Source organism: Propionivibrio sp. (assembly GCF_047602565.1).
In the GTDB taxonomy this organism is placed as follows: Bacteria; Pseudomonadota; Gammaproteobacteria; order Burkholderiales; family Rhodocyclaceae; genus Propionivibrio.
Genome location: NZ_JASGGX010000001.1, coordinates 167,561 through 181,185, shown reverse-complemented (window position 1 = coordinate 181,185; position 13,625 = coordinate 167,561). Strand labels below are relative to the sequence as shown.

The following is a 13,625-nucleotide window of genomic DNA, read 5'->3' as shown; positions in this document are numbered from 1 at the left end:
AGGTTGGTCGGGTGGAAACGGGCTTGAACACCCTGAGCGCCTGGAGTTACGGCTTGGCCGGTTTCGTCTTTGCGGCTTTCGCCATTTTTCATGCGGCCGCATGGAAAACCAGCCTGCGCAGCCGGACCTTGTTCGTGGCCGTGGTGCTGAGCGCCCTGTGGGGCGTTTTCAGCCTGGCCTTTTCCCTGACCGGCCATGCAGCTTTCCTGGCGGGCAGCCTGTTTGCCGATCTGCTGCGCTACGGCGCTTGGTTCTGCTTCCTGCTCGTCCTATTGCTGCCGGCAGATTCCTCCTCGCAAAAGCCGTCCTCACGATGGAATTCGCTGGCGTCGATCGGCGTCACCCTGCTTGCGATCGGCGCCATCGCGCAAATCATGATGTTCTGGAACGTCGCCTTTCGCTTGCCGCCGCAGCGCATCGTGCTGCTCGACGCGCTGGGAGGCGCCGTGTTCGCCCTGGTGCTGCTCGAACAGTTGTGGCGCAGCGTCAGCCACGAATTGCGGTGGAGCGTCAAACCGCTGTGCCTCGGCCTGGGCGGGGCGATACTCTTCGACCTCTACCTTTTTTCCGACGCGCTGCTGTTCAGCCGGATAGACGGCGATGCCTTCAGTATCCGCGGTTTCGTGCACGCCCTGACGGTTCCCCTGGTGGCCCTGTCCACCTCGCGCAGCAAGGACTGGAGGAGACGCCTCGTCCTGTCGCAGCGCGCCGCGCTGCGGTCGGTGTCGCTGATCGCCGTCGGCATCTATCTCATATTCATGTCGGCGGCCGGCTATTACGTGCGCTACTTCGGCGGCGAATGGGGGCGCGCCTTTCAGCTGGCGCTGCTTTTCGCCGCGCTGCTGCTGCTGGGCGTCCTCAGCCTGTCGGGGGCGTTGCGGGCAAAGCTCAGGGTGCTGATCGGCAAACACTTTTTCAGCTACCGGTACGACTACCGCGAGGAGTGGCTGCGGTTTACCAACACCTTGTCCGCGCAGGACGGTTCCTCGGAGATGGGCAGGCACGTGATCAAGGGCCTCGCCGACATGGTCGAGAGTCCGGCGGGGTCGCTTTGGCTGAAGGATTCGTCCGGGCGCTTCTACGCGCAGTCCACCTGCTGGAACATGCCGGAAACCGCGATGACGGAGGATGCCGGCAGCAGCCTGTGCACCTTCCTGCTGACCAGCGGCTGGATCATCAATCTCGAGGAGTACCGGGTGGTGCCGCGCCGTTACGGGACGTTGGAACTGCCCGCCTGGCTCACCGACGTGCCCAATGCATGGCTGGTCGTGCCCCTGGCCGCGGGCAGCGAAATGATCGGCTTCGTGATCCTGGCGACGGCGCGCACCGCGATGGAGGTGAATTGGGAAGTCAACGATCTGCTCAAAACTGCCGGGCGGCAGGCCGGGGCGTTTCTCGGGCAGATGCGGGCGGCGGAGGCCTTGCTCGAAGTACGCAAGTTCGATGCCTTCAACCGCATGTCGGCCTTCGTGGTGCACGATCTGAAGAACATCGTCGCGCAGCTGTCGCTGATGCTGAAGAACGCCGAGCGCCATCGGGACAACCCGGAATTCCAGCAGGACATGCTGATGACCGTCGAGCACGCGGTCGAGCGCATGCGGCAGTTGATGATGCAGTTGCGCGAGGGCGCGACGCCGCTGGATAGTCCGCGCGGCATCGATCTCGGCGCGGTGATCCGCCGTATCCAGACGGCAAAATCGCGCCAGGGCCGCGAGGTCGAGGTCGACCTGGCCGACAAGGTCGTCGCCAAGGGGCACGAGGATCGGGTGGAGCGGGTCATCGGCCACGTCGTGCAGAATGCCCTGGATGCGACGGAGCAGGGCGGGCGGGTGTGGGTCAAGATGGAGAAGCGGGACGGGTATGCCTTCGTGCTCGTCCGCGATACGGGGCACGGCATGAGTCCGGAATTCCTGCGGGAGCGCCTGTTCAAGCCCTTCCAGACCACCAAGCCGGCGGGCATGGGAATCGGTGCCTACGAGAGTTTTCAGTACGTCCACGAACTCGGCGGAAAAATATCGGTCGATAGCGAAGTCGGCGTCGGTACTCAAGTAAGTTTGTTGCTACCATTGACCGAAGTGGGAACTGAAATGCCTTCAAGAGTAGGAGTTTCCGTATGAGTACCGAAAAACAGCGTCCGTTGCTGATCGTCGAGGACGATCCGGCGCTGCAGAAGCAGCTTCGCTGGGCGTTCGATCAATACGAGACGTTGACCGCCGGCGATCGGGAGAGCGCGGTGGCCCTGATCCGCCGCCATCAGCCGCCGGTAGTGACCATGGACCTGGGCTTGCCGCCGGACGCCGACTCCGTTTCCGAAGGCTTCAAGCTGCTCGAGGACACGCTCTCCATCGCGCCGGAAACGAAAGTCATCGTCCTCACCGGCCAGAACGATCGCAGCAACGCGCTGCGCGCGGTCGCCCTGGGCGCCTACGATTTCTTCGCCAAGCCGTTCGAGATCGACATGCTGGGACTGACGATCGACCGCGCCTACCGCCTGTACGACCTGCAGCAAGAAAACGTCCGCCTGCAGCTCATGCACCAGCCGGACGTGCTGGCCGGGCTGATCACGCGCGATCCGGACGTGCTGCGGGTGTGCCGCACCGTCGAGAAGGTCGCGGCCAGCGACGCGACCGTGCTCGTGCTCGGCGAAAGCGGCACCGGCAAGGAGCTGATCGCCCGCGGCGTGCATGCCGCCTCGTCGCGGCGCAAGGAGCGTTTCTTCGCCATCAACTGCGCGGCGATCCCGGATACCCTGCTGGAAAGCGAGCTTTTCGGCTACGAGAAAGGCGCGTTCACCGGCGCGGTGAAGACGACGCCCGGCAAGATCGAAGTGGCCAACGGCGGCACGCTGATGCTCGACGAGATCGGCGACCTGCCGATGCCGCTGCAGGCCAAGCTCCTGCGTTTCCTGCAGGAGCGCGTCATCGAGCGCATCGGCGGGCGGCAGGAAATTCCCGTCAACGTGCGCATCGTCTGCGCGACGCACCAGGACCTCAAGACGCTGATCAAGGAAGGCCGGTTCCGCGAAGACCTGTACTATCGCCTCGCCGAAATCGTCGTCGCCCTGCCTCCGCTGCGCGACAGGCGGGGTGACGCGGCGCTGCTGGCGCATGCGTTCGTGCGCCGTTTCGCCGACGAGTACAAGCGCGGTGGCATGACCCTGCGCGAAGACGCGATCCGCGCCATCGAAAAACATCCCTGGCCGGGCAACGTGCGCGAACTGGAAAACTGCATCAAGCGGGCGGTGATCATGGCCGACGGCAACCAGATCACCTTCGATGACATCGGCCTGGGAGCCGCCGCGGGCCAGGAAGACGTCGCGCTCGATCTGCGGCAGGCGCGCGAGGATGCCGAGAAGCGCGTGATCATCGCGGCGCTCGGGCGCGTCGACGGGAACGTGCTGCGCGCCGCCGAATCGCTCGGCGTGAGCCGGCCGACGCTGTACGACCTGATGTACCGCTACGGACTAAAATGATCCGACTTTCCGAATGCTCGGCTTTCTGATTGGAACCTTCATGAAAAATCCGAAAATAACTGGTTTCAAAGCGGTTTCAGCATTTCTGCTCGTCCTGTCGCTGACCGCCTGCGGTACCGACAGCCCGGATGCCATGCTGGCGTCGGCCAAGGATTATCTGGCGAAGAACGACGCCAAGGCGGCGGTGATTCAGTTGAAGAACGCGCTGCAAAGCAAGCCCGACCTGGCCGAAGCGCGGTTCCTGCTGGGCAAGGCGCTGCTCGACGAAGGCGACGTCTCGGGCGCCGACGTGGAGTTGCGCAAGGCGGCCGACCTGAAATATCCGGCGGACCAGCTGGTTCCTCTCCAGGCGCGGGTTCTGCTGCAGCTCGGGCAGACCAAGAAGGTCGTCGACGAGTTCGGCAAGACGCAGTTGTCCTCGCCGGAAGGCCGGGCGGAGCTGCAGACCACGCTCGGCAACGCCTATCTGGTCCAAGGCAAGCCGGATGCGGCGAAGCAGGCGTTTGACGCCGCGCTGTCCGCCGTGGCCGATTACGGACCGGCGGTTTTCGGCCAGGCCAGACTCAAGGTAGCCGGCCGTGACGTGGCCGGGGCGATGGCGCTGCTCGATTCGGCGCTGGAAAAAAATCCCAAATTCCTCGAGGCGAGACAACTCAAGGGGGATCTTCTGGCTTTCCAGGGCAAATCCCAGGAGGCGCAGGACCTCTACCGCCAGATTCTCGATGCCCGGCCGGACTACGTGCCGGCGCACATCTCGCTGATTTCGCGCCAGATGGAAGCCGGCAAGCTCGACGAGGCGGAAAAGCAGTTCGAAGCCATGCGCAAGCTCATGCCGGCAAGCCCGCAGACGACGTACGTCCAGGCGGAATTGTTCTATCGGCAGAAAAAATTCAAGGAAGCGCGCGAGGCGATCCAGCAGCACCTCCGGGTAGTTCCCGACAGCGTGATCGGGCAGCAGTTGGCGGGAGCCATCGAGTACGAACTCAAATCCTATGCCACCGCCGAACGATATCTGCATGCCGTGCTCTCCAAAACACCCGAGCTCGGCATATCGCGCCGCATACTGATTGCCTCCTACCTGCGCAGCGGACAGCCCGACAAGGCGCTCGGCATCCTGCAGCCGATCCTCGACAAGATCGACGACAATTCGGACATGCTCGCCTTGGCCGGCGAAGTCTACGTTCAGAACGGCGACGTCGAGCGAGGTGGTTTCTATTTCGCGAAAGCGGCGGCTCTCGACCCGGAAAACAAAAGCAAGCAGACGGCGGTCGCGCTCTCGCACCTGGCCAGGGGCGAAACCGAAACGGCCTACAAGGAACTGGAGAAGATCGCCTCCACCGATACCGGGGTCCGGGCGGACATGGCGCTGATCGCCTCCCAGCTGCGCGACCGTAAATTCGACCAGGCGCTGAAATCCGTCGATGGCCTGGAGAAAAAGCAGCCGGACAATCCGCTGATCGACAACCTGCGCGGCACCGCGCTGCTCGGCAAGCGCGACATGGGGGGCGCCCGGAAGAGCTTCGAGAAAGCCCTGCAGAAGGACCCGGCGTACTTCCCGGCGGCGGCGAGCCTGGCGCGGCTCGACCTGGCCGATAAGAAGCCGGACGAGGCGAAGAAACGTTTCGACGGCGTGCTGGCCAAGAATCCGAAGAGCTCGCCGGCGCTGCTCGCGCTCGCGGAACTGCAGGCGCGTACCGGCGGAAAGCCGGACGACGTGCTGGCGCTGATCAACAAGTCCGTGGCCGTGAACCCCACCGATGTTGCCTCGCGCCTGGCGCTGATCAATTTCCACCTGGGTACGAAGGAGCCGAAGAAGGCGGTGGCGGCCGCCCAGGAGGCATCGGGGTCCTTGCCCGACAACCCGCTGATCCTGGACGCCGAGGGCAGGGCGCAGCAGGCGGCCGAGAATTACAACCAGGCGCTTTCCGTTTACGGCCGTCTGGCCACCCTGACGCCCAACTCCGTGCAGCCTTACCTGCGCATGGCCGAAATCCACGTGGCAGCGAAGGACAAGGACGCCGCCATGCAAAGTCTGCGCAAGGCGCTGTCGATCAAACCCGATTCGATCGAGGCGCAGCGCGGCATGATGATGCTGGATCTGGACGCCGGGCGTACCGCGAACGCCTTGGCGACGGCGCGCAACATCCAGAAACAGGCTCCCAAGAACCCGGTCGGCTACCTGCTCGAAGGCGATGCTCATGCCGTGGGCAAGGCGTGGAAAGAGGCAGCGGACGCCTATCGCAACGGCATCAGGCAGACCGGCGCCAACGAGCTGGCGATCAAGCTCCATGCCGCGTTGTCGGCGCAGAACGTTCCCGGCGAAGCCGACAGGTTTGCCGAAGGATGGCTGAAGGAGCATCCCAAGGATCTCCAGTTCCGGCTTTATCTGGCCGAATCGGCCATCTCCCGCAACGACTATCCGGTGGCGATCCGGCACTACCGGACGTTGCTGGACAATCAACCCGACAACCCGGCCCTGTTGAACAACCTGGCCTGGGCTCTGGGGCAGACCAAGGACCCGAAGGCCATCGAGCTGGCGGAAAAAGCGTACAAGCTGGCCCCTGATCAGGCAAACATCGTCGATACCTTAGGCTCGCTGCTGGTGGCCAAGGGCGATCTCGAGCGGGGCGTCGAACTGATGAAGACGGCGCATTCGCTTGCTCCGAACAATGCGATGATCAAGCTCAACCTGGCCAAAGCGCTCGTCAAGGCCGGAAAGAACACGGACGCCAAGCCGATGCTCGACGAACTGGCGACGCTTGGCGACAGGTTTCCAAGAAGCGGCGAGGTCAACGAGCTGCTGCAAGGCCTGAAATAACGACCCGAAGGGAGTGTGAGGATGACGACAGTCGCAGTAGTGGGCCTGGGCTACGTGGGATTGCCCCTGGCCGTGGAATTCGGCAAGAAATGGCGGACGATCGGCTTCGATCTGTCGGTAAGCAAGATCGCCCATTACCGGAAGTTCATCGATCCCACGGGCGAAGTCAGCGAGGAGGAGCTGCGGGCGGCGGTGCGGCTCGAAGTCGGAAACGATCCAGCCGCCCTGGCGGAAGCCGACTTCATCGTGGTGGCTGTACCGACGCCGGTCGATGCGGCGCATCAGCCGGATTTCGGTCCGCTGGTCGGCGCCTCGCGGTCGGTCGGAAAGAACCTCAAGCACGGCGCGATCGTCGTCTTCGAATCGACGGTTTACCCTGGCGCGACCGAAGAAGTCTGCATCCCGATCATCGAACGGGAATCCGGGCTGAAATGGAAGCGCGATTTCTTTGTCGGCTATTCGCCGGAGCGGATCAACCCGGGCGACAAGGAACGTACGCTGACCAAGATCGTCAAGGTGGTGTCTGGCGACACGCCCGAGACGCTCGAACGTGTCCGCGAAATGTACGCGAGCATCGTCGCCGCGGGCGTCTATCCGGCGTCGAGCATCAAGGTCGCGGAAGCGGCCAAGGTCATCGAAAACACGCAGCGCGACCTGAACATCGCGTTGATGAACGAGCTGGCCATCATTTTCGACCGCGTCGGCATCGATACGCAGGAGGTGCTCAAGGCGGCGGGGACCAAATGGAATTTCCTGCCTTTCCGGCCGGGATTGGTCGGCGGCCATTGCATCGGCGTGGACCCGTATTACCTGACGCACAAGGCGGAGATGCTCGGCTACCATCCCGAGGTCATCCTGGCCGGGCGCAAGATCAACGACGGGATGGGCAAGTTCATCGCCGAACAGACGGTCAAGAACCTCGTGCGCAACGGCTGGCAGATCAAGGATGCCCCGATCGTCGTGCTGGGCCTGACCTTCAAGGAGGATTGCCCGGACCTGCGCAACTCGCGAGTGATCGACGTCATCCGCGAATTGCAGTCCTACGGCGCGCGCGTGATCGTGCATGAGCCCGTGGCGGACGCCGAGGAGGCGGGGCACGAGTACGGCGTCGAGCTGACGCCTTGGGAGGATCTGCCGAAGGCGGCAGCGATCGTCGCCGCGGTGGCGCACCAGGTTTTCCGGGACCGGCCCCTTGCCGACTACCTGGAAAAATTGCAGCCCGGAGGCGTCTTGACGGACGTGAAAAGCCTGTTCGACGAAGCGCAGCTGAAAAAATGGGGAGTCACCGTGTGGCGCCTCTGACCGCTTACGAACAGCTTCGGCAAGGCCTGCCGTCGCGCCCGGCGCGCTGGCTGGTGACCGGCTGTGCCGGCTTCATCGGCTCGCATCTCGTCGAAACCCTGCTCGCGCTCGATCAGACGGTGGTCGGCCTGGACAACTTCGCGACGGGACATCGGCGCAATCTCGATGAAATCCGCGATGCGGTGACGCCGGCCCAATGGCGGAAATTCCTGTTCATCGAAGGCGACATCCGCCGGCCGGACGACTGCCGCACCGCCTGCCAGGGCGTCGACTACGTCCTGCATCAGGCGGCCCTGGGTTCGGTGCCGCGCTCGCTGGCCGATCCGCTGACGACCAACGCGGCGAACATCGACGGCTTCCTCAATATGCTGGTGGCGGCCAGGGACGCCGGCGTGAGGCGTTTCGTCTATGCCGCGTCGAGTTCGACGTACGGCGACCATCCGGCACTGCCCAAGGTCGAGGAGAACATCGGCCAGTTGCTGTCGCCCTACGCCGTCACCAAGCGGGTCAACGAGTTGTACGCCGACGTGTTCGGCCGCTGTTACGGTCTGGCGTCGATCGGGCTGCGCTATTTCAACGTGTTCGGTCCGCGCCAGGACCCGGAGGGCGCTTATGCCGCGGTGATCCCGCGCTGGACGCGGGCGATGCTGCTCGGCGAAGACGTGCTGATCAACGGCGACGGCGAGACCAGCCGCGATTTCTGTTTCGTGGCGAATGCCGTGCAGGCCAATCTGCTGGCGGCGACAGCCGAGAATCCGGAGGCGGTCAACCAGGTTTACAACATCGCCCTCAACGAACGTACCTCCCTGAATATGCTGTTCGGGCTGTTGCGCGACGCCCTGCTCGAACATCGTCCCGGCTGGCGCGTGGACGCGCCCTTGTATCGCGATTTTCGCGCGGGCGACGTGCGCCACTCGCAGGCCGATATTGCCAAGGCGGCGCGGCTGCTCGGCTATGCGCCGACGCACAGGCTGGCGGAGGGAATACGGGTCGCCATGCCCTGGTACCTAGCGCGGCTTGCGTCGCCGGCCGCGCCTGTGGAGCCTGATCGTGAGAGCTCCTTCCGTTAAATCCCGCACCGCTGTGGCGGCGTTGGCCGGGGCGATCATCGTGCCGCTTTGCCTTTCCTCGCAGGCGGCGGAAAAGTCTGCAGCCCGGCCCGGCCCGGAGGAACTGCTGCTGTTGCGCATGGAGGCGCGCTCCTACGAACATGGAGAAGGCGTTCCCAAGGACCCCTTGCGCGCGGCCAGTCTTTATTGCGACGGCGCCCGGCATGGCGATGCGGAAGCGCAGTTCAGCCTCGGCTGGATGTATGCGAACGGGCGTGGCGTTCCGCACAACGACGAACTGGCCTCGGCGTTCTTCCAGCTCGCGGCGCGCCAGGGGCACGAACAGTCCAGGAAAATGCTGCGTTTCGTCGGCGAATCGGCGACGCCGCTGCCCGACTGCATGATTGCGGCAAAGAGGGTCATCGACGACGACTACGTGTTCCGCGCGGACAACCTAGTACAGCAGAAGATACTCGGTCTGGTGCGGAAACTGGCGCCCGAATACGGCATCAGCCCGCGGCTGGCCATGGCGGTCATCCGCGCGGAGTCGAACTTCGAGCCGGCCGCGGTCTCGCCCAAGAATGCGCAGGGCCTGATGCAGCTCATCCCCGAGACTTCGGCGCGCTTCAACGTCAAGAAGCCGTTCGATCCCGAACAGAACATCCGCGGCGGGATGGCCTATCTGCGCTGGCTGCTGGCCTATTTCGAAGGCAACGTTTCGCTGGTCGCCGCCGCGTACAACGCCGGGGAGGGCGCGGTCAACCGATATCGCGGGATTCCGCCGTATGCGGAAACGCGGGATTACGTCGGCCGGATTCTGCACCTGTTCGAGCAGGATGAGCATCCGTTCGATCCGCAGATCACCGACCCTTCGCCGGAACTTCCGCGCATTCGCCGTGCCAACAAGCGGCAAGGGTAATCCAGGGGAGGCCACGATGCCGTACGACAGACTCCGGCGCGCATTCGGCCAGATGCTTGCGGTCGTCCTGACCGTGCTGGCATTGGCGTTTCCGGCAATCGCCTCGCCGCTGCCCGACATGATCCAGCGCGTCAAGCCCTCGATCGTTGCCGTCGGCACCTTCGACCGCACCCGGAGTCCCGCTTTCGGTATGCGTGGAACAGGCTTCGTCCTGGGCACGGGAAACGTGATCGCGACCAACGCCCACGTCATTCCGGAATCGTTGTCCGCGTCGGGCAGCGAAGCACTGGTGGTGCGGATTCCCTCGGGAGGCAGCGAGTCGCAGCAGCGCACGGCGAGCTTGATCGAGATCGACAAATCCCACGACCTGGCATTGCTGAAAATCGAAGGGCCGCCGCTGCCACCGATTTCCCTCAGCAAGGAAACGGTGAGGGAAGGGCAGGAGGTGGCGTTCATCGGTTTCCCGATCGGCGCGGTGCTCGGCCTGACGCCGGTCACGCACCGCGCGATCATTTCGGCGATCACGCCCATTGCGCTACCGGGCGCGACGGCGCAGCAGCTCACCGAGAAGGTGATCCGGCGCCTGAAAAGCGGCACCTTCGATATCTATCAACTCGACGGCACGGCGTATCCCGGCAACAGTGGCGGACCGCTTTTGAATATGGATACCGGGGAGGTCATCGGCATCATCAACATGGTCTTCGTCAAGGGCACGAAAGAATCCTCGCTTTCCCAACCGTCGGGGATAAGCTTCGCCATACCGGTAGTCTATTTGCGGGAACTGCTTGGACAGTGAACTCGAAACAGACTGTCGCTAAACTTTACACATCCTCATTGCGATCCACAGGCCGAAGATTCGGGCGCTGAAAAAGATCATTATTAATAGATGGTTAGAGAAGGGTTTTAAGTATCAGGTACAGATTTTGCATGGATGGGGTGCCACAGAACTGTGCCATAGATCACATCCGAGTACCCCGGATGTCGTTATAGTGGCTCAACAGCCCGATTCAGAAACTAGGGATCCGCGATGAGTGACAAGGCAAATACACCTGAACAAGAAAGCAACTTGGCGCCACACGTACCCGAGTCCGTGGATACGGCGACGGGTTCCGCACGGCGGCGGATGCTCAAGAAAGGCGTGGGACTCGCGCCGATCGTCCTGACTCTGGCGAGCCGTCCCGTTCTGGCATGGCACTGCAAATCTCCGTCGGCTTGGGGGTCCGAGCAATTGGACCCGACCACCAGCCTGATGACCAATGCGGGGCACGACTCCTACGTTGACGAGACGTGGACCATAGACAACTGGAAGAACAACACCGCTCGTGCCGGTCTCGGCAAGCCGTGGGCAAAGCTGGGATTCAGCGACAACGAAAAAGACAAGGACAAGTACTGGAAAAAGGCCAAGATGTCGGCCATCCAGGGCAAAGGGCTGGTGTTGCCGCCGGGAGTCAAGACGGACGCCAAGGTGGTGGACTTCCTGAGCAGGGACAGCACGCTTTTCCAGAGAACAATCGTCGTCGCCCAGCTCAACGCGTATCTTCTTCCTTCCATCAGCAGGTGCATCTCCCTACAGACGCTGAAAACGATGGCCAGCGGATCGTACAGCCCGCCGCATCTGGCGTCCGTGGTGTGGAGCCAGAGCGACATCGTTCAATACCTCCAGAATAACTGGATCGCGACGCCCTGATCGCCGATTCGAGGGTGGCGACGGACCGGTCGGAACGCGAAAGGGTGGCCTGGACACTCGTTTCGCCCGAAGAGACCCAGTTTTACTCCTGGGACGACGAGCTGGCAGTCGTCTATAGCGGCGCCAGCGGCGATACCCATTTGGTCAGCGCCCTGGCGGTCGAGGTTCTCCGGTTGTTGGAAACCGCTCCCCGCACTCCGGAAATGGTGTACGAGCACCTGGCCGACGCTTTCAGGGATCACGATGCCGGCGCCGCGCTGGATATAATCCGGGAGGTCTTGTCCCAACTCCAGGATATCCAGCTGGTGTCCGCCCATCAGAATTGAAAGTATCGGACCATTCGGAAAAGGAACTCGTGGCGCTCCTCCGGCGCGGCGAGCTATTGCTGGATCTGAAGCCTTTCGTCGTACGCGTACGCTCCGATATCGAGAGCGTTGCCCGGGACATCGGGTTGATGTACGCGCAATTCGATATTCGCGCGGTTGATTCGTTTGCCGATTTCCACGTCGCCGTCCTCTACGATTCGGGTGTGTTCGGCCGAATCCGGGCGCGAGCCCGTTTCTTTTTCGATGGACGGCCCTCGTTCATCCCGCTGCCTGCGAATCAGGCGTTCGCCATGTTGGAGTGGGGCCTGAACTGGTGTGTCGCCGCCCATAGCCACCAGTACCTGATCATCCACGCCGCGGTCGTCGAAAGAGGGGGGAGGGCGGCGGTCCTGCCCGGCCCGCCGGGCGCCGGAAAGAGCACGCTTTGCGCGGCGCTCGTCACCAGAGGCTGGCGTCTTCTCTCGGACGAACTCGCGCTCCTCGACATGGACACGAACCTGCTGTACGGGATGTGCCGTCCGGTCAATCTGAAGAACGCCTCGATCGGCATCATCCAGCGGTTTGCCCCGGAGGTCGTGATGACGCGCCCCGTCAGCGATACCAGCAAAGGGACGATCGCATTGATGCGCCCGCCGGCGGGAAGCGTCGGGATGGTCGAGCGTCCGGCGCGGCCGGCCTGGGTCGTCGTGCCGCGTTATTCCGCGGAGTCGTCCCCGCTGCTGGAGGCGCATCGCAAGGCGGAAACCTTCATGCTGCTCGCCCAGCAGTCGTTCAATTACGACATTCACGGTACCCATGGATTCTCAGCGGTGGGGCGGTTGATCGATGCCTGTCGCTGCCTTCGTTTCACGTACAGCGATCTGGACGATGCCGTGCGTGCCTTCGACGCGCTGCAGGCGGAAGGCGCCGAATGATGCCGCGCGATCTCATCGTGACGGCTTTGCTGGAGCCGCGGGAATCGCTGCGTTTGTCCGAGGTGGAGTGGGATCTGCTGATCCGGCAGGGCAGACGCGCCAATCTGCTGGCGCGTCTGGCGTATCGGCTGATCGAGGCGGGTTTGCTTGGCGCCGTTCCCCAGCGGTCGCGTCTGCACCTGGTTTCCGCGCTGCGCATGGTCGAAAGGCAGGACAAGGCGATGCGCTGGGAAGTACGGTGCATCCTCGCGGCGCTGGAAGGCGTCGTCGCCGAAACAGGCGTCATTCTCCTGAAAGGCGCCGCCTACGTCATGGCGGATCTGCCGGCAGCGCATGGACGAACCTTTTCCGACATCGACATCCTGGTGCCCAAATCCCGCCTCGCTGCGGTCGAAAGCCGGCTGATGTTGAACGGATGGCAGGGAACGCATCACGACGAGTACGATCAGCGTTACTACCGCCGATGGATGCACGAGATTCCGCCAATGCGCCATATCCGGCGAGGTACCAACATCGACGTGCATCACGCGATCCTGCCCGAGACGGCGCGGCTCAAGGTCAACACTCCGGCGCTCTTCCGAAACAGCGTTGCCTTGCCCGGACATGACGGACTTTTCGTCCTGGAGCCGGTTAACATGCTGCTGCACAGCGCGGCCCATCTCTTTCATGAAGGCAGCCTCGACAACGGTTTGCGCGATCTTTTCGATCTGGACAGCCTGTTCAGGCATTTCGGAAAAAATCCGGATTTCTGGAGCAGGGTCGTGCCGCGCGCCCGAGAACTGGGGCTGACACGCCCGCTCCATTACGCGGCGAGGTTTTGCGGCGAACTGCTGGAAACGCCGATTCCTCCGGACGTCGTCGAGGCGACGACCGAGGCGGGGAAACCTGCCCCCATAACGTCCTTGCTCACGGACTTCTGTTATCGGCGCGCATTGCGGCCGGCGCATGCGAGCTGCAACACGGCCGGGACGCCTCTCGCGCGAGGCGCGCTTTACGTCCGCTCGCACTGGCTCCGCATGCCGTTTCCTCTCCTTACATACCATCTGCTGCACAAGGCCGTCCGCCGTTCCACGCCGGCATCATGGGAAGCACCGTTTACGAACGACGAGCAACGATGAGACAGAGGCCGGACTCGAAG

The 13,625-nt window shown here is 63.2% G+C and carries 11 protein-coding genes; all 11 read left to right on the top strand.

Annotation, left to right across the window (positions count from 1 at the left end):
• The first annotated feature begins 23 nt into the window (after nt 1–23).
• Nucleotides 24–2,117, top strand: coding sequence for an XrtA/PEP-CTERM system histidine kinase PrsK (gene prsK / locus QM701_RS00845; protein WP_415165223.1), 2,094 nt, complete (start codon nt 24–26; stop codon nt 2,115–2,117).
• Entirely contained in the window at nt 2,114–3,472 is a 1,359-nt protein-coding gene (gene prsR, locus QM701_RS00840) for a PEP-CTERM-box response regulator transcription factor (RefSeq protein WP_415165222.1), read from the top strand. The genes prsK and prsR overlap by 4 nt, the downstream gene beginning before the upstream one ends.
• Nucleotides 3,473–3,512: 40 nt before the next feature.
• The gene (gene prsT, locus QM701_RS00835; protein ID WP_415165221.1) at nt 3,513–6,290 is read left to right on the top strand and encodes an XrtA/PEP-CTERM system TPR-repeat protein PrsT; all 2,778 of its coding nucleotides are present in this window, start codon (nt 3,513–3,515) and stop codon (nt 6,288–6,290) included.
• Between the two features lie 21 nt (nt 6,291–6,311).
• Nucleotides 6,312–7,592: a nucleotide sugar dehydrogenase gene (locus QM701_RS00830; protein ID WP_415165220.1), complete on the top strand. Its 1,281-nt coding sequence runs from the start codon at nt 6,312–6,314 to the stop codon at nt 7,590–7,592.
• The gene (locus tag QM701_RS00825) at nt 7,580–8,662 is read left to right on the top strand and encodes an SDR family oxidoreductase (protein WP_415165219.1); all 1,083 of its coding nucleotides are present in this window, start codon (nt 7,580–7,582) and stop codon (nt 8,660–8,662) included. Before QM701_RS00830 ends, QM701_RS00825 begins: the two co-directional genes overlap by 13 nt.
• Nucleotides 8,643–9,560, top strand: coding sequence for a transglycosylase SLT domain-containing protein (locus QM701_RS00820; RefSeq protein WP_415165218.1), 918 nt, complete (start codon nt 8,643–8,645; stop codon nt 9,558–9,560). The genes QM701_RS00825 and QM701_RS00820 overlap by 20 nt, the downstream gene beginning before the upstream one ends.
• Nucleotides 9,561–9,576: 16 nt before the next feature.
• The gene (locus QM701_RS00815) at nt 9,577–10,356 is read left to right on the top strand and encodes a S1C family serine protease (protein WP_415165217.1); all 780 of its coding nucleotides are present in this window, start codon (nt 9,577–9,579) and stop codon (nt 10,354–10,356) included.
• A gap of 231 nt (nt 10,357–10,587) precedes the next feature.
• A complete protein-coding gene (locus QM701_RS00810; protein ID WP_415165216.1) occupies nt 10,588–11,247 on the top strand; it encodes a hypothetical protein in 660 nt (219 codons plus the stop codon).
• Nucleotides 11,248–11,291: 44 nt separating this feature from the next.
• Nucleotides 11,292–11,573 carry an HPr-rel-A system PqqD family peptide chaperone gene (locus tag QM701_RS00805; RefSeq protein WP_415165215.1) on the top strand — a complete coding sequence of 94 codons (282 nt, stop codon included), beginning with the start codon at nt 11,292–11,294 and terminating at the stop codon, nt 11,571–11,573.
• A gap of 29 nt (nt 11,574–11,602) precedes the next feature.
• Nucleotides 11,603–12,487: an HprK-related kinase A gene (locus QM701_RS00800; RefSeq protein ID WP_415165214.1), complete on the top strand. Its 885-nt coding sequence runs from the start codon at nt 11,603–11,605 to the stop codon at nt 12,485–12,487.
• Nucleotides 12,484–13,605: a nucleotidyltransferase family protein gene (locus QM701_RS00795; RefSeq protein WP_415165213.1), complete on the top strand. Its 1,122-nt coding sequence runs from the start codon at nt 12,484–12,486 to the stop codon at nt 13,603–13,605. Before QM701_RS00800 ends, QM701_RS00795 begins: the two co-directional genes overlap by 4 nt.
• The last annotated feature ends 20 nt before the right edge of the window (nt 13,606–13,625 follow it).